Here is a 19683-nt window from a genome sequence, read left to right as displayed (position 1 = left end):
CTACGCGAACGCCCGCCGGGCGGTGCCGAGGGCCCGCACGAGCGCGTCGATCTCGTCGTGCGAATTGTAGAGGTAGGTGCTCGCGCGGGCCGTCGCGCCCACGCCCAGCACCCGCATGAGCGGCTTGGCGCAGTGGTGGCCGGCGCGCACGCAGACCCCCTCCTGGTCGACGAGCTGGGCCAGGTCGTGCGGGTGGAGGTCGGGCAGGCTGAACGACACCGCCCCGCCGCGGGTCTCCGGGTCGGTGGGGCCGTAGACCGTGATGCCGTCCACCTCGGAGAGGGCGGCCAGCATGTGGGCGGTGAGCGCGATCTCGTGCGCGCGCACCGCCTCGGGCCCGACGCCCATCAGGTACTCAGCGGCCGCGCCGAGCCCGATCGCCTCGGCGATCGGCGGCGTGCCGGCCTCGAACTTCCACGGCACCTCGGCCCAGCTCGAGCCCTCGACCGAGACGTTGGAGATCATCTCCCCGCCGCCGAGGAACGGCTCCATCGACTCGAGCAGCTCCGCGCGGCCCACGAGGCAGCCGATGCCGGTCGGGCCGAGCATCTTGTGGCCGGTGAAGGCGAAGAAGTCGCAGCCGAGCGACGGCACGTCGACCGGCATGTGCGGGACGCTCTGGGAGCCGTCGACCGTCACCAGCGCGCCGGCCGCGTGCGCCATGGCGGCGATCTCGGCGACCGGGTTGATCGTGCCGAGCACGTTGCTGACGTGCACGACGCCCACCATCCGGGTGCGCTCGGTGAGCATCTCCCGCAGGGCGTCCAGGTCGAGCTCGCCCCGCGGGGTGACGGGCACGAAGCGCACCGTGGCCCCGGTGATGCCGGCCACGATCTGCCACGGGACGATGTTGGAGTGGTGCTCCATCTCCGTGACGAGCACCTCGTCGCCCTCGCGCAGGTTGCGGACGCCCCACGCCCAGGCCACGAGGTTGATCGCCTCGCTGGCGTTCTTCGTGAACACGACCGTGTCGCGCGGAGCCGCCACCAGGCGGGCCACCGCGTCGCGGCCGGCCTCGTAGCGGGCCGTCGCCTCGGCGGCGAGCTCGTAGACGCCCCGGTGCACGTTGGCGTTGGTCTCGCGGTAGTACGCGTCCATCGCCTCGAGCACCTGGACCGGCTTCTGCGAGGTCGCCGCCGAGTCGAGGTAGACGAGCGGCGCGCCGTGGACGCGCCGCCCGAGGATCGGGAAGTCGGCCCGGACCGCGGGCACGTCGATGGCCGCGGCCGTCGACATCGCTACGACGCGGCGGGCGCCGCGGCCTGCTCGGCCGACCCGAACTCCACGTAGCCGTTCTCCTCGAGGTAGTCCGCGAGCTCCGGCCCGCCGGTGCGGGCGATGCGGCCCTCGTACATCACGTGCACCACGTCGGGGCGGATGTAGCGCAGGATGCGGGTGTAGTGGGTGATGATGAGCACGCCGAGGCCCGGGCCGCGCATCGCGTTGACGCCCTCCGAGACCACCTTCAGGGCGTCCACGTCGAGGCCGGAGTCGGTCTCGTCGAGCACGGCGAACTTCGGCTCGAGCATCGCCATCTGCAGGATCTCGTGGCGCTTCTTCTCGCCGCCCGAGAAGCCCTCGTTGAGGTAGCGGTCGGCGAAGGCGCGGTCGAAGCCGAGCAGCTTCGACTTCGCGTCGAACAGCTTCACGAACTCGCGGGGGGACATCTCCTCGCCGCGGATCGCGTTGATCGACGTGCGCAGGAAGTTCATCACCGAGACGCCCGGCACCTCGACCGGGTACTGCATGGCGAGGAACATCCCGAGCTTGGCGCGCTCGTCGGCCTCGAGCTCGGTGAGCTCCTCCCCGGCGAACCGCACCGAGCCGCCGGTGATCTCGTAGCGCGGGTGGCCGGCGAGCGCGTAGGCGAGCGTGCTCTTGCCGGAGCCGTTCGGCCCCATCAGCGCGTGGACCTCACCCTGGGGCACCTCCAGGTCGACCCCCTTCAGGATCGGGGTGCCGTCCACGGCGACCTCGAGGCCGCTGATCTTCAGGATCGGTTCGCTCACGGGTCTCCTCAGCGCGTCAATGGATGTTCACGGCTCGGCGTGGGGTCGAGCAGGACGCGCCCGTCACGGACCTCCACGCCGTAGGTCGGCAGCGCGACGGTGGCGGGGGGCGTGAGCACCTCGCCCGTGCGCAGCGAGAACTGTGCGCCGTGGCGCGGGCACTCGATCGTGTCGCCCTCCACCCAGCCGCCCGAGAGCGACTCGAGGGCGTGGGTGCAGATGTCGTGCACTGCCAGCACGTCGCCGTCCACGTTCACCAGGCAGACGGGCGTCTCGCCCACGCGCACGAGCACGGGCTCCCCCGGGGGGAGGTCCGCGAGCGCCGCCACGTCGACCGCCTCGCTCACGCCAGCTTCGCCCGGACGGCGGCCTCGAGCTCGGCGCGCAGCTCCTCGAACGCCACCATCTCGAGGACCTCCTGGAGGAAGCCCATCACGATGAGGCGCTTGGCGTCGGCCTCCGGCACGCCGCGCGAGCGCAGGTAGAAGAGGTGCTCGTCGTCCACGCGGCCGACCGCGCCGGCGTGCGAGCACTTCACCTCGGCCGTCTCGATCTCGAGGAACGGGATCGTGTCGGCCCGCGCCCCGTCGTTGAGCACGAGGTTGCGGTTGGTCTGGTAGGCGTCCGTGCCCGGCGCGCCGGGCGGCACGACCAGGTTGCCGAAGAACACGGTGTGCGCCCGGTCCTGGATCGCGCCCTTGTAGAGCAGGTTCGAGTAGGCGTTGGGCGCCTCGTGGCGCGACACCACCCGGTGCTCGAAGTGCTGGTCGCCGGCGGCGAAGTAGAGGCCGAGGGCGCGCGCGTCGGAGCCCGGGCCGGCGCAGACGACCGTCGGCTCCACGCGCACGACGTCGCCGCCGAGCGTGACGACCACCGAGCGGAAGCGCGCGTCGCGCGCCGCGCGGGCGCGCACGACCGCGTGGTGGCGCACGCCGGCGCCCCAGTCGATGAACGACAGGTGCTCCACCTCGGCGCCCTCGCCGGCGTAGAGCTCCATGACCGACGAGACGCTCAGCGGGCCGGCGAGGTCGCCGGAGGCGTAGCGCTCGATGACGGTCGCGCGGGCGCCGTCCTCCACCACCACGAGCGAGCGCTCGACCACCCGGCCCGCCGCGCCGGTCGCGGTGACGAAGGCCTCCACCGGCAGCGTCACCTCGACGCCGCGGGGGACGTAGACGAACAGGCCGCCGTCCCAGCGGGCCGCGTTGAGGGCGGCCGGCCGCTCGTCGAAGCCCACGAGGCCGTAGAGGTGCTTGCGCACCAGCTCCTCGTGCTCGGTGAGCGCGGCGCCCAGCTCGGCCACGATCACGCCGTCCGGCAGGTCGCCCAGGGCCGGCGCGGCCGGCGCGCCGTCCACCAGCCGCAGCGTTGCGGCCCGCTCCCCGTCCGGCAGCTCCGGCACCTCGGCGCGGCCGGGCGCGTCGGGCTCGGGGCCCTCGACGCCCAGGTCGGCCGGCGGCGTGAAGCGCCAGTCCTCCTCCCGGCCGGTGAGGGCCGGGAGCTCGGTCAGGGTCTGGGTGGCGGCGTCGCGGACGTCCGCGGCCCAGGTCGGTCGCTCAGCCAATCGAGCCCTCCATCTGCAGCTCGATGAGGCGGTTGAGCTCCACCGCGTACTCCATCGGCAGCTCCTTCGCGATCGGCTCGATGAAGCCGCGCACGATCATCGCCATCGCCTCGTCCTCGGAGAGGCCGCGGCTCATGAGGTAGAAGATCTGGTCGTCGGCGACCTTGGACACCGTGGCCTCGTGGCCGATCGAGGCGTTCTCCTCGCGGATGTCCATGTAGGGGTAGGTGTCCGAGCGGCTGTCCTCGTCGAGCAGCAGCGCGTCGCACACCACCGACGCCTTCGTCCGCTCGGCGCCCGGCTCCACCTGCACGAGGCCGCGGTAGCTGGTGCGGCCGCCGCCCCGCGAGATCGACTTCGAGACGATCGTCGAGGAGGTGTCGGGCGCGACGTGGACCATCTTGGCGCCGGCGTCCTGGTGCATCCCCTCGGAGGCCATCGCCACCGAGAGCACCTCGCCCCGGGCGCCGCGGCCCGTGAGCCAGACGGCCGGGTACTTCATCGTGACCTTCGAGCCCAGGTTGCCGTCGACCCACTCCATGGTGGCGTTCGCGTGCGCGACCGCCCGCTTGGTGACCAGGTTGTAGACGTTGGTCGACCAGTTCTGGATGGTCGTGTACCGGCAGCGCGCGCCCTCCTTCACGATGATCTCGACCACCGCGGAGTGGAGCGAGTCGGTCGTGTAGATCGGGGCGGTGCAGCCCTCGACGTAGTGCACGAACGAGCCGGGCTCGCAGATGATGAGCGTCCGCTCGAACTGGCCCATGTTCTCCTGGTTGATCCGGAAGTAGGCCTGCAGCGGGATCTCGACCTCGACGCCCTCGGGGACCCAGATGAACGAGCCGCCCGACCAGACGGCCGAGTTGAGCGCGGCGAGCTTGTTGTCGCCGGGCGGGATGACCGTGGCCCAGTGCTCGCGGAAGAGCTCCTCGTGCTCACGGAGCGCCGTGTCCGTGTCGCAGAAGATGACGCCCTTCTTCTCGAGGTCCTCGCGGATCGAGTGGTAGACGACCTCGCTCTCGTACTGGGCGCTCACGCCCGAGAGGTACTTCTGCTCGGCCTCGGGGATGCCCAGGCGGTCGAACGTGTTCTTGATGTCGGCCGGGACCTCGTCCCAGTCCTTCCCCTGCTTCTCCGACGCGCGGATGAAGTAGAAGATGTTCTGGAAGTCGATCTCCGACAGGTCCGCGCCCCAGGTGGGCATGGCCTTGCGCTCGAAGATCTCGAGGGCGCGGAGCCGGAACTTGGTCATCCACTCCGGCTCGCCCTTCAGGAACGAGATCTCGCGAACGACGTCCGCGTTCAGGCCGCGCTTCGGCTCGAAGACGTAGTTGGCCGGGTCGTGCCAGCCGAACTTGTACTGGCCGAGGTCGATGTCTGGCGGCTTGACTGTGGACACGGGCCCTCCCCGGTCGCGTGGGATCACGTGCTCGTCTAAAGGATACGCGCATTGCCGAAACGGCGTCGCGCGAGCGATCGTGCCGGTGGGAGCGGGCGGCGGCGACGGTCGCGAGCGCTGCCCAGCGTAGCCCAGGGGCCCCCGCGGCGCACGGGCGGCGGCGCCCTCAGGCCCCGGCCGTGACCGCCCGCTCCACCACCAGCCGCCCGTGCACCGAGCGGGTCCAGAAGACCGCCGCCGCGCCGGCGCCGTCGGCCGCGAGGGCGGGCGGGTCGGCGTCGCTGACGCCGTCGCCGGAGATGGCGATTCCCTGCTCCACGGCGCCGTCGGCCTCGCGGGTGGCGGCGTGCACGCGCCCGTCGGCGACCCAGGCGACCGTCGCCCGGCGCACGCCGCTGCCGATCGCCACCCGCAGCCGGGTGGCGCCCAGGCCGGGGCGATCGAGGGTGCGGGCCGCGCCGGCGCCGAGGTCCGCGGCGAGCGGGGCCGCGCGCGGGCGGCCGAGCGCGTCGGTCCAGGCCGACAGCGCGTCGCCGTCGGCCGTGGCGGCGATGCGCGGCCCGCCGGCGCCCCGGTCGGCCGTCTCGCCCTTCGCGAGCGCGGGGACCGGCGACAGCGCCACGACCGGGGCGACCGTGCCGCGCCACCAGCGCAGCGCGCCGCCGCGCGGCGCGGAGATCGCGACCGCCCGCCCGCCCGCGGCGACGGCGAGGTCGGCCGCCAGGTCGCCGCGGCTGCGGAAGGGCAGCTCCACCTCGTCGCCGAAGCCGCCGCCCGGCGGGCGGCCGACCGCCAGGGCGGTGCTGCGCCCGCGCGGCAGGTCGCACTGCCACCAGACGACCGCGCCGCCCTTGGCCCCCGCCGCGACCCTCGGCCGGCGCACCTGCAGGCAGCGCGGCGAGCGCGACACCCGGGCGGGCGCCGTCCACGAGCCGTCGGACCGCCGCTCCACGAGCTGCACCCGGCCCACGAACCCCCTGTCGGACGGGCGGGTGCCCGTGCCCCAGTGCCAGGCCACCACCGCGCCGCCCGCCTCGTCGACTGCGAGCTGGGGCGGGCCCACCTTGTGGCGGTCGCTCGAGAGCGTCGTGATGCGCCCCCAGCGGCCCTCGGCCACGTCGCGCTCCCGCGCGTGGGCGACGTAGACCGCCTGCCGGCGCAGGCCGCCCCGCGCCCGCACCAGCCGCGTGCGGACGACCTGGCGCCACACCACGACGACCCGGCCCTGGCCGTCGACGGCGACCTGCGGGTCGATGGCCTTGCGCCCGCGCCGCGAGATGGCGGCCTGGCGGCTCCACCCGCCGCCCGCCGGGCGCAGGCTCACGACGATCATGGCGTCGCGCCCGGTTCCGCGCACCCAGGCCGCGGCGGCGTCCCCCCGGGCGTTGGCGGCCACGGCCGGGGAGTGGGCGTCGAGCGGCCCGCTCGAGGCGCGGCGCGGCGACTCCCAGGCCCCGAGGCCCGGCGCGGCGGCGACGCCCAGCAGGAGGGCGGCGGAGCCGAGGAGCGCGAGCCGGCGGGGCATGTCCCGGACGGTACAACGGACGGGTGTATCCTGACCCTCGACCTGGGCGCCTGGAGGGGGCTGGATGGGCGTGCGAGCGACGAGCGCGGACGAGCGCGCGGAACGGGACATCGGTCGGCTGGCGGCCGCCCTGGGGGATCCGACCCGTCGCAGGGTCTTCTTCGCCGTGCGCGCGGCCGGCGCCGAGCAGACGAAGGACGACATCGCGCGCGAGGTCGGGATCGATCGCCGCCTGGCGGGCTTCCACCTCGACAAGCTCGTCGAGCACGGCTTCCTCGAGGCGGGCTTCCGCCGCCCGGAGGGGCGCGGCGGCCCCGGCGCCGGGCGCCCGGCCAAGCGCTACCGGCTGGCCGAGCGCGAGCTGCTCGTGCCGCTGCCCGAGCGGCACTACGAGCTGCTGGCCACCCTGCTGCTGCGCGCCACCCGCGAGGCGGAGGTGGTGTCCCAGGAGGTGCTCGAGCGGGTCGGCCACGACTTCGGCTTCGAGATCGGCCTCGCCGAGGTCGCGGCGGGGCGCCAGACGCCCCCCGCTTCGCTGACGGAGGCCACCGAGGGCGTGGTGCGCCTGCTGTCGCGCTACGGCTTCGCGGCCCGCGCCGAGGGCGCGGGGGGCCTGCGCGCCTGCGCGTGCCCGTTCGAGGAGCTGGCCTTCGACGACCCGGCGCGCATCTGCGGCCTGGACCGCGCGATCTGGCGCGGCATGCTCGCCGCGCTGGCGCCGGACGCCACGCTGAGCGTCTCGGCCACCCGGGCGAGGGGCGACGACGCCTGCCTCGCGACCGTCGACGCATCGGAGACCGCCGGCTGACGTGTTCGCCGAGGGCTGCAGCCCTCGTCGCGGTTCCGAGGCGGCCAGCCCCGCCGAAGGCGGTGCCGCGTACGCCGGGTCGTCGCTAGATGAGGCCCTCCCTGACGGCGTGGGCCACGGCCTGTGAGCGGGTGCGCACGTTGAGCTTCGTGACCACGTCGTGGATCACGTTCTTGATCGTCCGCTCGCTGTAGCGCAGCTGCTCGGCGACCTCGCGGATGGGGTGGCCGTCGGCGACCAGGCGCATCACCTGCTGCTCGCGCGGGTTGAGGCGCGTCAGCGAGAGCCCGCGCGGCGCGAGCACCTCCTCGTGGGCGCGCGAGATGTTGCGCAGCAGCGTGCCGAGCAGCTCGGGCGCCATCACGCCGGAGCCGGTGGCCGCCGCGTGCACGGCCGCGACGAGCGACTCGGGCGTCAGCGTGTCCTTGCAGATGTAGCCGAGCGCCCCGGCGGTCACGGCGGCCACGACCTCGGTCTCGTCACCGCGCCCGGAGCAGACGAGCACCCGCGCGCCGGTCGCCTCGCGCACCTGGCGGATGAACTCGAGGGCGCCGGGGACGCCGTGATCGACGACGACGACCGCCGCGTCGCGCAGGCCCTCCTGCTGCCACGCCTCGCGCACCGACCCCGCCTCGGCGACCCCCGTGATGCCGTCGGCGTCGCCCAGGCAGGACGTCACGCCGCGCCGGTAGATCAGGTGGGGGTCGAGGACGAAGACCTTCACGGGCCGTCGATTCGTCGGGGGCGGCGCATCCCGCGTGCCCGTGTCCCTGTTTGCGAAATATAGTTCGGGTGGGTCTGCGGTGACCAGCCCGTTTGGAGGGCTCATGGGTCCGGTGCTAACCACGAACGCCCGCGTCATGTGCGTCCACGGAGGACAGGTGACGCTCGCCCCGCGGCAGGGCGCGGTGACCGCCGCCGGCGCGCCGGTCCTGCGGGAGACCGACCTCATCGGCGCGCCCATCGTGGGCTGCGCACAGCCGCCGACGGTCTCGAGCAAGCCGTGCACGACCGTGGTCGCGGTGCTGCCGGGGGGCAGCGCGCCGACGGTGTCCGTGGGCGGGTTGCCCGCCCACGTGGCGAGCCTCTCGGGGATCACCGACGGCGTCCCGCCGGGCACGGTGATGGTGGTGTCGCCGGGGCAGACGACGGTCGTCGCATGAGCCGCGCCGACTGATGCCGGCGCCGGGCGAGAGCGTCGGCCGCTTCCGCATCGTCCGCGAGATCGGGCGGGGCGGGATGGCGGTCGTCTACCTCGCCCGGCAGGCCGACCTCGACCGCGACGTCGCCCTCAAGCAGCTGGGCGCCTTCCACGCGACCGACCCGGCCGCGGCGGCGCGCTTCCTGCAGGAGTCGCGCATCACGGGCGCCCTGGGGCACCCGAACATCGTCACCGTGCACGAGTACCTGCAGCACGACGGCACCCCGTACATCGCGATGGAGTACCTCGAGCGCGGGTCGCTGCGCCCCTACGTGCGCGACCTCTCCCTGGCCCAGGTCGCGGGCGTGATGGAGGGCGTGCTCGCCGCGCTGGCGCACGCCGCCGACCAGGGCGTGGTCCACCGCGACCTCAAGCCCGAGAACCTGATGCTCACGCGCCAGGGCACGGTGAAGGTGGCCGACTTCGGCATCGCCAAGGCCCTCAACGAGGTCCAGACCAGCTTCGCCACCGCAACGGGCACGACGGTCGGCACGCCGGCCTACATGGCGCCCGAGCAGGCGATGGCTCGCGGCGTGGGGCCGGCCACCGACCTCTACGCCGTGGGCGTGATGGCCTACGAGATGCTCGTCGGCCGCGTGCCCTTCACCGCGGACACCCCGCTGGGCGTGCTGATGCAGCACGTCAACGACCCGCTGCCGCGTCCGTCCGAGGTGCGGCCGGACCTGCACCCCGACCTCGCGGCCTGGCTCGAGTCGATGCTCGCCAAGTCGCCGGGCGACCGGCCCGCCGACGCGGCGGAGGCCTGGGACCAGCTCGAGAACGCCGTGATCGGCATCCTCGGGCCGCGCTGGCGCCGCGACGCCCGCCTGCTGGAGGGCCGGGCCGCCGCGGCGGCCAAGCCGCTCACCCCGGCGCCGTTCGAGAGCGTGCAGTCGCCGGCGACGCCCCCGCCGGCCAACGAGCCGGCCGCCGGGGCGCCCGCGGCCGCCGCGGCGCCCGCGCCCGCGCCCACGGGCTTCGAGACGTTCGGGCGCGGCGCGCCCGGCGGGGCGCCGCCGCCCGCCCCGGGCGCCCCGGCCCCGGCCGCCCCGGCCCCGGCGGCCCCGGCCGCCGCGCCGGACGACGGCTTCCGCACGTTCGAGCCGCGCGCCCGCGAGGCCGCCCCTCCGCCTGCGCCGGCCCCGGTGGCTGCGGCGCCCGCTCCGCCGCCGCCCGCCCCGCCGCCGCCGGTCGCCGCGGGGCCCGCGACCGTGCCGCCGGGGCCCGCGACTGTGCCGCCCGGCCCCGCCACCGTCCCCCCGGAGCCGTCCGGGGGCACGTCGGCGCCCGAGCCGCCGGGCGACGGGCTCGAGCTCACCGTGCCGCCGCAGTCGCGCACGCCCCCGCCCGCCGAGGCCGCTCCGCCACCCGCGCCGCCCGCCGGCGGGGGCAGGCGCCGGCTCGCGCTGGTGGCCGGGGGCGCGGTGGTCGTGGCGGGCGTCGCGGTCGCGGTCGTGCTGGCCGCCGCGGGCGGCGGCGGCGGGGGCGGCGCGGCCGAGCAGCCTGACGGCGGGCCCGAGGCGCCGCCGGTGACCGACCTGGTGCTCGACGAGCGGCCGGACCTGGCGGCGGCGGGGGGCGCGCTGCTGGTGGCCGACCCCGCGGGCCGGGTCGTGCGCGTGCGCGACGGGGCGGCGGCGACGACCCTCGACGACCCGGCCGCGCCGCGCGCGGTGGTCGCCTCGGGCGGCCGGGCGCTCGTGGCCGACGGCGACGGCGTCACGACGTTGCGCGCCCGCGACCTGCGCCCGCTGTCGGCGGCCGCGTTCCCCGGCGCCGTGGGGCTCGCCGCCGCGGGCGGCGAGGTGGCCGCGGCGTCGGCGCAGGGCGACGAGCGCGGCCGCGTCTGCATGGTCGGCGACGGCGCGCTCGGCGCGTGCGCGGACCTCGACTTCGCCCCGGCCGGGATCGGCATGGGCGGCGGCGCGGTGTTCGTGGCCGACCGCGACGGCGGCACCGTGGTGCCGCTGCGCGCGGGCGGCGGGGCGTTGTCGGCGGCCGCGGCGATCCCGGTCGGCGCGGCGCCGCACGGCCGCATGGCGGAGGACCGCGGCCGGCTCTACGTGGCGGTGGAGCGCGGCGTCGCGGTCGTCGACCTCGCCACGGGCGCCGCCGTCGGCACCTTCGCGACGCCGGTCACGCCCGCCGACGTCGCGGTGGTGTCGGCGTCCGGGCTGGTGCTCGCCGCGCTGCCGGGCACGGGCCAGGTCGCCGTGATCGACGCCGCGCGGCCGCAGGAGGCCCCCCGGCTGGTCGATGTGGGCGGCCCGCCGGCGGCCGTCGTCGCGGGCGCGGGCGGCGTGTCGGCGCTCACGACCGACGGCGCGCTGGTGCCGATCGACCCGGCGGCGGGGACGGCCGGCGCGCCGGCCCCGGTGGAGGGCCTCGGCGCGCCGGCGCCGCGGCCGGTCGACCTGCGGCGGGTGTCGGGGGACGCCGGCGGGCGGCGGGTCACGCTCACGCTCGACCTCGGCGGCGGCCGGGTGGGCGCCGGGGCGGTGCGGGTGGCGGACCGCGCGCTCGGCGACGGGCGGGCCGCGCTCGAGCTGTGGGGGGGCGGGATCGGGACGCGGGTCCGCACCGCGCGGGCGGCCGGCATCCGCGTCTCGGTGGCCCCGCGCGCCGGCCGCCTGCTGGTGTCGCTGGCCGCCGGGCGGGGCGACTTCTCCGCGATCGCCGTCCGCCCGGTGCGCGGCGGCGCGGCCGTCGCGGTCACCACCACGCGACGCCCCGAGCCGCGGCCGCAGCCCGAGACCCCGGCGCCGCAGACGCCCGACGGCGCGACGCCGCCGACCCCCACGCCCACGCCGACCCCCACGCCGACCCCCACGCCCACCCCGACCCCCACCCCCACGCCGCCCGACTTCGAGACCGGCTGACGGCGCTCAGCGCAGGCGCACCCGGGCGACCGCGACGAGCGCGCCGCCCACCCGCAGCTCGCAGCGCCACACGCCGGTCGGCAGGCGGCCGGAGGACGCGATGAACGAGGTCACCGTCCGCCGTCGCGGCCTGCCGTCCGGGGCGGTGGGGCCCCGGCCGGGCGGGATCCACCGGGTCGTGATCCGGCGCGAGCCCTTCGGCAGGGCGGCGAAGCGGAACGTCGCGAAGATGCGCGCCTTGTCGCGCAGGGTCCGGGCCGGCGGTCCGTTCTGGAGGGCGCTGATGAAGGCGGTCTCCGCGACCCCCTGCGGCGGCGCGGGCAGGACGACGGTGCGCGTGAGGGGGATCAGCGCCGTCGGGCCGACCCCCTGGATGCGGAGCGTGAGCCTGCCCGGGAGCACCCGCGGGCCGAGCGGGACGCGCCGGGCGAACGGGCCGGCCGGCAGCGCGTACACCCTCCGCTGCAGCACCCGGCGGCCGCGCAGCAGCGCCACCTCGACCCGGCCGGCCGCCTCGAGGGTCCCCGCGACGCGCAGCGTGCCGCGGGCGCGGCTGGCGGCCCACTTCACCCGGCCGAAGGCCGCGCGCCCCACGAGGATGCGCGGCGGCGGGGGCGGGGGCGGGGTGATGGTCGCCGTCGCGGGCGGCGACAGCCCGCCGCCGCTCGGGGGCGTGTACACGGTCACCCGGGCCGTTCCGGGCGACGCGACGTCGGCCGGGCCGAGCACGGCGGTCAGGCGGGTGAGGCCCACGAAGGTCGTGGGGCGGTCCGTGCCGTTCCAGCGCACCACGGAGCGGCGCACGAACCCGGTGCCGTCGACGGTGAGGGTCGCTCCGGGGGTGCCGGACTGCAGCCCCGACAGGGCGCCGATGCGCGGCTGCGGCCCGATCGGCTGCCAGTCGGGCGAGAAGCTCAGCCCGGGCGCCTGCGACTCCGGCGTCTCGGCCCCGCCGCCGCCCGAGGCGACGGTGAACAACCGGTAGTTGGGCGAGGGCGGGCCGCTCGAGACGAACCGGTGGTAGAGGATGCGGGCCCCATCGGGCGACCACACCGGGCGGGTGCCCGGGGCGCCCTCGAGCACGGGGATGCCGCCCGAGCCGTCCGCGTTCACCACCTGGAGGCGCTCGATGTCGGTGCGGCGCACCACGAGCCGGGAGCCGTCGGGCGAGAAGTCGGCCTGGTCGGCGTCCGAGAGGAAGGCGGTGCGTCCGGCGCCGGTCGCCCCGACGATCGACAGGCCGCCGACCGTGGAGTCGTCGAACACGACCCGCGCGCCGTCCGGCGTCCACACGGGCAGGCCCTGGTCGCCGTCGCCGCCGGCGATGACGACCCGCTGCCCCGACGTGCCGAACGGCATCACCGCGACGTCCTGGTGGCCTGCCGCCGTCACGGTGTAGGCGATGCGCCCGCCGTCCGGGCTCCACGAGGGCGCCGAGGCGTCGGCGGACTCCTGGGTCAGCCGACGCTGGTCCGAGCCGTCCGCGTTCATCACCCAGACGTCCGCCGTGCCGCCCGGCCCCCGGGTGCTGATGAACGCGATCCTCAGCCCGTCGGGTGACCAGGCGGGGTCGGAGTTCGTGCCCAGGGTCGTGATGGGCGTGCCCCCGAGCAGGTCGCCCGGCTGCTTGAGCACGATCTGCCCGTCGCGCTCGACGGCGATGACGCCGTTGACGCCCGGGAAGGCCGCGGTCGCGGTCCCCGCCGCCAGGGCGGACGCGAGCAGCGCGGCGAGCCCGGCGAGGGCGGCGCGGCGCCTAGCCAAGGCGGACCGTCGCCGTGGCCACGCGGGTGCGCCCGTAGCGCAGCTCCGCTCGCCAGGCGCCGGTCGGCAGCGGGCCGCTGCTCTTGATGAACGCGATCACCTGGCGCGTGATGGGCTTGCGGTCGACGGCGGCCACCCGGCGCGCGCCCGGCGGGTACCAGCGCACGGTGAGCCGCCGGCCCGGCCTGGGCCGGGCCGCGAACGTGAAGTGGGCGAAGATGATCGACCGGCGCGAGATGCGCTTCATCGGCCGGCCGCCGATCTTCGAGCTGAAGTAGGCGCGCGAGGCGACGCCCTCACGCGGCGCGGCCAGGCGGGCGATGCGGTCGGCCGTGGGCAGCGGCTGCGCCCCGCCGCCGACCTCGCGCAGGCGGATGAGGTGCCGCCCCGGCAGCAGGGTCGGCGTCAACGCCAGCGTGCGGCTGAACGTCCCGGCCGCCCGCACCCGGAAGCGGCGGGTGACCAGGGGCCTCCCGCGCCCGCTCGGGCGCAGCACGCGCATCTGCAGCAGCGCCGGCCGGCCCGCGGTGCCCCGCAGCACCAGGCGGCCGCGCAGCCGGCTGGCCCTCCAGCGCGGCCGGATCGTGGCGCGGGTGATGGTCAGCGCGGGTCCGGCCGTGGGTGGCGACACCGTGAACGGCAGCGACGCCGACGTGCCGCCGCCGACCGGCGAGGTGTGCACGTCGACGCGCGCCTCGCCGGGGGCGGCCATGTCGGCGGCCGGCACCACGAAGGTCAGGCGCGTGGCGCTGACGAACTGGGTCGAGCGGGGCGCGCCGTTCCAGCGCACGACCGACCGCCGCACGAAGCCGGAGCCGTCGACGATCACGGCCAGGTCGCCCGAGCCGGCGAACGCCGACGGCGGCGACAGCGACGCCACCGCCGGGGCGGGCGCGACCGACTGCCACGACGGCTGCAGCTCGTTCGTCACCGATGAGGTGACCTGGCGCGGGTCGGCTTCGGCGTCGCCGGTCGAGGCGACCGTCCAGAGGTCCCAGTTGTTGGTGTTGCGGAAGCTGCTGAAGGCGATCCGCCCGCCGTCGGGGGACCAGACCGGGTCGACGTCGGGCTGGGCGTGGGTGGTGTGCCGGCGCAGGGCGGTCTCGGGCCCGCCGGTGGCCGACACCGACCAGACGTCGGTGTTCCCGCCGCGGGCGCTGTCGAAGGCCACGCGCGAGCCGTCGGGCGACCAGGTGGGCGAGCCGTCGCCCGCGGGGCTGGAGGTGAGCTGGCGCACCTCCTGCTCCGTGCCTGCCGGCGACAGTCGGTAGACGTCGCCGCTGCCGGTGCGATTGCTCTCGAAGGCGATCGCCGAGCCGTCGGGCGACCACTCCGGGTTGACGTCCGGGATCGCCCCGTTGAGCGTGTGGCGGATCAGCCCGGTCCCGTCGAGGTTGGCCGAGTAGATGTCGAAGTTGTCGTCGCGGTCGGACGCCCAGGCGATGCGGCCGCCGTCGGGCGACCAGGTGGGGTCCTGGTCCGTCGAGCCGTCGATCGTGAACCGGACCGCGTTCGAGCCGTCCGCGTCCACGATGTAGATCTCGGCGTTGCCGCCGTCGCGCCGGCTGGTGAACGCGATGCGGGTGCCGTCCGGCGACCAGGCCGCGTCGTCCTCCTGGGCGGCGTCGAACGTGATGCGGGTGAGGGGGCCGCCCGGCGCGGGCGTGGTCGTGTGGATGTTGCCCGCCCCGGTCACGCCGTCCAGCGCGAGCAGGCCGTTGAGCCCCGGCGGGGTGGCGGCCGCGGTGCCCGCGAGCGCGGCGAACGCGGCGAGCGCCGCGGCGCTCGCCCAGGTCGCGGGGCCCGGCGCCCGCCGCCTCACGCGGCGCCCCCGGACAGCAGGCGGCGCGCCTCGTCCAGCCGCAGCTGGTAGCGGCCGCGGTACTGCTCGGCCGGGCGCTCGACGTCGGCGATCCACTCGCCGTAGGCCGCCGGGTCGGTGCCGAAGCCGGCCATCCCGGACGCGACCCGCCTCTCCCGGATCGCGAGCGCCTGGTCGATGAACCACTTCATCTGCAGCTCCGGCTGGTCGGGGTATCCGGCGTACTCGCCGCGGTCCCAGACGCTCGTGCGCATCTGGAAGAAGCCCAGCGAGTCGGCGTGCCCGTGGTCCAGGTTTGCAAGGCCACTCTCCACCAGCGCGGCCATGACGGGCAACTCCGGCGGCAGGCCCGCGGCCTGCGCCCGGGCGGCCATCCAGCGGGCGAGCTGCTCCTTGGGCGCGCCGTCGCCAGGGTAGGCCTCGAGCGCCGTCGCGACGGGCTGCGCGGGCGCCGCCGGGTCGACCGGGGGCGCCGCCCCGGCGGGCGGCCCAGGCGCCGCCGCGGGCGGCTGCGCGGGCGGCTGGGCCGCCGGCGCCGGCCGCCGCCCCACCGCCGGCATGTCGCGCGCCGTGTTGGGGCGGGCCATGCGCTGCTCGTCGGCGGGCACCGCCCCGAAGACCGCCGACGCCCGCCCGGCGCTCGGCGGCGCCGGCGGCCCGGCGGCGGCCGGGGCCGGGGCCGGGGCGGCGGCGGGCACGGGCGGCGGGACGGCCGCCGGGGCGGCGATGGGGGCCGGCGCGGCGGGGGCCGGCACGGCGGGGGCGACCGGCGCCGCGGCCTGGCCGGACGGCGCCAGGGCGATCGAGCCGTCGGGGTCGCCGCCGAGCTCCCCGTAGAGGATGCGCACGTTGCGGAGCCAGTTGGAGTTGAGGTTGGTGGGGTCGTTGGCGGTGCCGACCGGCGCGTAGCGCGCCTGGATCTCGGGCAGCGTGTCGAGGCCGTCGTCGATGTAGCCCGTGCGCAGCCCGCGCGCCACGGTCGCGATGTTCTCCTCCCAGCTCGGGAACGGCTTGTGGGGGCCCCAGCCGAACGCGTTGTTGATCGAGCGGGCGCCCGGGTCGGAGCCGAGGGAGCTCTCGGCGCGCGCGATCGCGACCAGCGCCCGGGGGTCGACGCCGTTGGCGCGGCCCTCGCGCACGAACACCGCGCCGTACCCCTCCAGCGGCGCGCCGGGGTTCTTGCGGGCGATCCACGCGTCGAGCTGCGCCGCGAGGGCCGCGTCGTCGCCGGTCAGCGCGGCGGCCGCGTCGGCGGCGGCCGGAAGGGGGTCGCCCGGGTCCGGCGGCGCCCCCGGGGGGGCGGGCGGCGGGACGGCCGCGGGCGCCGGCGCGACCGCGGGCGCGGGCGCCGCCGGCGCGACGGCCGGGGCCGGCGCGGGGGCCGCGGGGGGCACGGCCGGCGCCGGCGCGGGCGCCGCCGGCGCGACGGCCGGGGCGGGCGGCGGCGCCGGGGGCGCTGGCGCGTCGCCGGCGCGGAAGCCCACCTCGATGCGGTTGCGCAGGCCGGGCTCCGTGTAGAAGCCGTCGCCCTTGATGCGCCACGGCGTGCCGACCTCCGACGGCCGGCCGGACGGGTCGAGGGCCGCCAGCTCCTGGGCCAGGTCGCGGGCGTCGACGTTCGTCGGGTCGACCGGCTTGCCGTTGACGCTCGCGATGACGACCCGGCTCACCCCGTCGCCCTGCTCGACCGCCGTGATGCCGATCTCGTAGCGGCCGGCCACCGACGCCAGCATGGGGACGACGCGGGGGTCGAGGTCGTCCGCGGTGAGCTGAGCCTGCACCGCGGGCACCGCGACCACGTTGGGGTCGGCCACGACGTCGGCGGCCGTCGCGGGCGGCGCGGCGACGGGCGGCGGCGCCCCGGCCGGGACACCGGGCGCCGGCACGCCGGCGACCGGCGGCGCGCCCGCCGCGGGCGGCACGCCGCGGCCGGAGTAGAGCGCCTCGAGGACCGGCATCGGGTCCTCCATGTTCGCCACGTTGTAGCCGCCCGAGAGCGTCTTCCAGAGCTCGATGTGCGTGTGCTCGGGGCCGTCCGTCCACGGGCTGACCTTCGCGATCTCGGTGCCGGCGGCGACCTGCTGGCCGACGGCCACCGCGCCGGGCGTCACGTGGCGGAAGACCCACACGCGTCCGTCGGGCGCCTGCACCTTCACGGTGCCGCCGAACACCTGCCCCGACGTGCCGCGCGAGGCCCGCACCTCCACGACCGTCCCGCTCACCGGCGAGCGGATCGGGGCGTTCTCCTCGGCGAACAGGTCGTACGCGGCGTGGAAGTTGCCGCCCGAGCCGGGCGCGCCCTCGGCGTCGCGCATCAGGAACTCGGAGGTGTGCAGCTTGCCGCCGGCGTTCGTGTTGTTCATCTGCGAGGGGTCGACCGGCGCGACGCTCGCCGTGCCGGCGGCGGGCGGGGCGGGCGCGGCGTCGGCCAGCGCCTCCACCCGGTCGCCCGCGCCGGGGCCGCCGCCGGGCTCGGTGCCCTGCTGGCGCAGCAGCAGGTCGAGCGCCGAGGCGCCGCCGGCCGGCGCGCGGGACGCGCCGAGGCGCGGGGCGGCGACCGGGCGGCGGCCCTCCGAGCGGCACGTCGGGCACAGCAGCGAGCCGAGCGGGGCGGCCTCGCCACAGACCGTGCACTTCGTCACCGCCGGGACCCGCTCGGGGTCCTTCAGCAGACACACCGGGCAGCTCGCCAGCGCCTCGCCCTGCGCGGCGCCCGGGACGGGCGCGTCCGCGGCCTCCCGCACCGCCGGCATCACGGCCGACAGGGCGCCCGCGGCCTCCCAGCGGTCGGGGCCCTCGGCGGCGCGCAGCGTCTGCACGAGCTCGGCGATGCCGACCCCCTCGGCCGCCGCGGCCAGCAGCAGGCCGGCGAGGCTGGAGCGCGACTCGCGGATCTCGAGCGTCTGGAACGCCCGCTCCGACTCGGCGGCCAGCTCGTCGGCGAGGCCGCCCAGCTCCATGCCGCGCGCGGCGGCGGCCGGGTCGTCGCGGAACTCGGCGCGGAAGCGGTCGTCGGTCAGCAGCCGCTCGAGCAGGGCGGCCGCGGCGTCAGGCGGGGGCACCGGCGACCTCCCGCGCCGCGCGGCGCCGTCGCAGCAGCGGCCGCCCGAGCGTCATCCCGACGGGCACGAACAGCAGCAGGGCGAAGGCGGCGAGCACCGCCCACACCACGCCGGAGGGGGCGATCGCGGTCATGCGGTCGTGGTAGAGCGCGCCCATCGCGCCCACGAACACGGCCGCGAGCGCCATCCACACGACCGATGCCGCCCCGTAGACCGCCAGCGCGCGCGAGCCGGCGTCGTCGGCCACGGGGCGTCCCGACAGCCGCCGCTCCAGCCGCTCGCGGGCGCGCCGCCGCAGCCCGGGCTCGCCCAGCCGGTCGACGAGCATGTGGTAGCCGTCGCGGTCGAGGAACGGGTTGAGGTTGTAGAAGGCCCCGACGTATGCGGCGAGCGCCACCTGGTAGACGACGTCGCGCAGGTTGCCGGGGTCGATCGCCAGGGCCGCGAGCGCGGCCGCGCCGCCGACGGCGAGGTCGGCCGCGGGGCCCGCCGCGCTGATGGCGATGCGCCGCCGGCGCGGCTCGAACCACGCCTCGGTCGTGTCGACGAAGGCGAACGGGATGCCCATCACCGTCTTCACGCCCGCCCGCGGCACGCGGCGGCCGAACGCCGACATCGCCAGGCCGTGCGCGAGCTCGTGGAGCGCCACGACCACGAAGCGGCCGGCGAGGAACACCAGGCCGCCGACGCCGATGCGGTCGGCCACGACGAAGGGCGTGCCGCCGCGGCCCACGATCAGGGCGAGGAACGCGGCGATGCCCGCCAGCTCGACGGCCGCCACCGCGACCAGGCCGCCGCGGGTGAACAGCACCCACGCGCCCGCGCGGTAGAGGCGGTCGAAGCGCTCGCCCATGCCGGCGATCGCGCGCTCCCGGGGCCGGGTGAGCCGGGCGAGGCGGCCCTCCGGCGCGTGGCGCGCCGGACCCTCGACGCCCTCGAGCAGGCCCCGCTCGCCCAGGTCGGCCAGCAGGCGGGCCAGGCGGCCGACGCCCGCCGGGCCGTGGCGGCGCTCCGACTCGGCCATCAGGTCGGCCAGCGAACGCTCGCCGTCCAGCATCTGCACGATCGCCGCGTCGTCGGCGCCCATGCGCAGCAGGTCGGGCATGTGCTCGCTCGAGAGCACCCAGCGCAGCCGCCCCTCGCCCTCCTCGAGCCGCTTGAGCCGCCACCCGGGCCGCATCGCGGGCCGGAAGCCCGCACGGGTGCCGGCCTGGTCGACCGCCGCCCTGCCGGCCCGGTCGACCACCACGCTGCCGTTGGCCGGCACGACGACCGTCCGGCCGGCCTCCGCCTCGTCCCGGTGGCGCTCCACGCGCAGCTCCACGTCGCCCACCGTCAGCCGGGAGCCGTCGGCCAGCGGACGCGGCCCGGTCAGCGGCCGCCCGTCGAGCAGCGTGCCGTGGCTCGATCCGGCGTCCTCGGCCACCGGCACCCCGCCGTCCACGCCGATCCGCGCGTGCGCGCGTGACACGGTGCGGTCCTCCAGGCGCACCGTGCTGCCCGGCGCGCGGCCGATGGTCATCGCGGCGGCCAGCGGCACGCGGTCGCCGCCGGGCAGCACGAGCTCGAAGCGCGCGGGCCGCCCGTCGAGCGGGCGCCCGCACGACGGGCACGCGGCGTCACGGCGGCCCACCACGCGCCGGCAGCTCC

The 19683-nt window shown here is 77.0% G+C and carries 14 protein-coding genes; 3 read left to right on the top strand and 11 right to left on the bottom strand.

The window, feature by feature from the left end; all coding sequences use genetic code 11:
- The 6 genes from ITJ85_RS12250 to ITJ85_RS12225 all read right to left on the bottom strand — a co-directional run bounded on the left by ITJ85_RS12250 (nucleotide 1) and on the right by ITJ85_RS12225 (nucleotide 6497).
- Nucleotides 1-1218, bottom strand: coding sequence for a cysteine desulfurase (locus tag ITJ85_RS12250; protein ID WP_343233021.1), 1218 nt, complete (start codon nucleotides 1216-1218; stop codon nucleotides 1-3).
- Between the two features lie 20 nt (nucleotides 1219-1238).
- The gene (gene sufC, locus ITJ85_RS12245) at nucleotides 1239-2009 is read right to left on the bottom strand and encodes a Fe-S cluster assembly ATPase SufC (protein WP_246496255.1); all 771 of its coding nucleotides are present in this window, start codon (nucleotides 2007-2009) and stop codon (nucleotides 1239-1241) included.
- An 8-nt stretch (nucleotides 2010-2017) separates the two neighbouring features.
- The gene (locus ITJ85_RS12240) at nucleotides 2018-2356 is read right to left on the bottom strand and encodes a non-heme iron oxygenase ferredoxin subunit (RefSeq protein ID WP_217913387.1); all 339 of its coding nucleotides are present in this window, start codon (nucleotides 2354-2356) and stop codon (nucleotides 2018-2020) included.
- On the bottom strand, nucleotides 2353-3573 hold the full coding sequence (gene sufD / locus ITJ85_RS12235; protein ID WP_217913386.1) for a Fe-S cluster assembly protein SufD: 1221 nt from the start codon (nucleotides 3571-3573) through the stop codon (nucleotides 2353-2355). The genes ITJ85_RS12240 and sufD overlap by 4 nt, the downstream gene beginning before the upstream one ends.
- Nucleotides 3566-4996 (bottom strand): Fe-S cluster assembly protein SufB, encoded by a 1431-nt coding sequence (gene sufB, locus ITJ85_RS12230; RefSeq protein WP_425517116.1) that lies wholly within the window; start codon nucleotides 4994-4996, stop codon nucleotides 3566-3568. The genes sufD and sufB overlap by 8 nt, the downstream gene beginning before the upstream one ends.
- Before the next feature lie 142 nt (nucleotides 4997-5138).
- The gene (locus ITJ85_RS12225; RefSeq protein WP_217913384.1) at nucleotides 5139-6497 is read right to left on the bottom strand and encodes a hypothetical protein; all 1359 of its coding nucleotides are present in this window, start codon (nucleotides 6495-6497) and stop codon (nucleotides 5139-5141) included.
- 64 nt (nucleotides 6498-6561) lie between these two features.
- Between ITJ85_RS12225 and ITJ85_RS12220 the strand changes: the two genes are divergently transcribed.
- The gene (locus ITJ85_RS12220; protein ID WP_217913383.1) at nucleotides 6562-7305 is read left to right on the top strand and encodes a helix-turn-helix domain-containing protein; all 744 of its coding nucleotides are present in this window, start codon (nucleotides 6562-6564) and stop codon (nucleotides 7303-7305) included.
- A gap of 85 nt (nucleotides 7306-7390) precedes the next feature.
- Here ITJ85_RS12220 and ITJ85_RS12215 read toward each other — a convergent pair whose 3' ends face one another.
- Nucleotides 7391-8029, bottom strand: coding sequence for a LuxR C-terminal-related transcriptional regulator (locus tag ITJ85_RS12215; protein ID WP_217913382.1), 639 nt, complete (start codon nucleotides 8027-8029; stop codon nucleotides 7391-7393).
- 103 nt (nucleotides 8030-8132) lie between these two features.
- On the opposite strand from ITJ85_RS12215, the gene ITJ85_RS12210 reads away from it, so the two are divergent.
- Entirely contained in the window at nucleotides 8133-8468 is a 336-nt protein-coding gene (locus ITJ85_RS12210; protein ID WP_217913381.1) for a hypothetical protein, read from the top strand.
- Nucleotides 8469-8481: 13 nt separating this feature from the next.
- Entirely contained in the window at nucleotides 8482-11385 is a 2904-nt protein-coding gene (locus ITJ85_RS12205; protein ID WP_217913380.1) for a serine/threonine-protein kinase, read from the top strand.
- A 6-nt stretch (nucleotides 11386-11391) separates the two neighbouring features.
- On the opposite strand, the gene ITJ85_RS12200 is transcribed toward ITJ85_RS12205, so the two are convergent.
- The 4 genes from ITJ85_RS12200 to ITJ85_RS12185 are packed head-to-tail and all read right to left on the bottom strand — an operon-like array spanning nucleotide 11392 to nucleotide 19669.
- Nucleotides 11392-13149 carry a TolB family protein gene (locus tag ITJ85_RS12200; RefSeq protein WP_217913379.1) on the bottom strand — a complete coding sequence of 586 codons (1758 nt, stop codon included), beginning with the start codon at nucleotides 13147-13149 and terminating at the stop codon, nucleotides 11392-11394.
- Complete coding sequence (locus ITJ85_RS12195; protein WP_217913378.1) at nucleotides 13142-14971, bottom strand: IPT/TIG domain-containing protein; 1830 nt, start codon at nucleotides 14969-14971, stop codon at nucleotides 13142-13144. The genes ITJ85_RS12200 and ITJ85_RS12195 overlap by 8 nt, the downstream gene beginning before the upstream one ends.
- On the bottom strand, nucleotides 14968-18033 hold the full coding sequence (locus ITJ85_RS12190; RefSeq protein ID WP_217913377.1) for a peptidoglycan DD-metalloendopeptidase family protein: 3066 nt from the start codon (nucleotides 18031-18033) through the stop codon (nucleotides 14968-14970). Before ITJ85_RS12190 ends, ITJ85_RS12195 begins: the two co-directional genes overlap by 4 nt.
- Complete coding sequence (locus tag ITJ85_RS12185) at nucleotides 18020-19669, bottom strand: FHA domain-containing protein (protein WP_217913376.1); 1650 nt, start codon at nucleotides 19667-19669, stop codon at nucleotides 18020-18022. Before ITJ85_RS12185 ends, ITJ85_RS12190 begins: the two co-directional genes overlap by 14 nt.
- Between the last annotated feature and the right edge of the window lie 14 nt (nucleotides 19670-19683).

The sequence above is a fragment of the Miltoncostaea marina genome, assembly GCF_018141525.1.
Taxonomy (GTDB): Bacteria; Actinomycetota; Thermoleophilia; order Miltoncostaeales; family Miltoncostaeaceae; genus Miltoncostaea; species Miltoncostaea marina.
The sequence above is the reverse complement of the archived record's forward strand: the minus strand, read 5'-3'. Positions and strand labels throughout refer to the sequence as shown.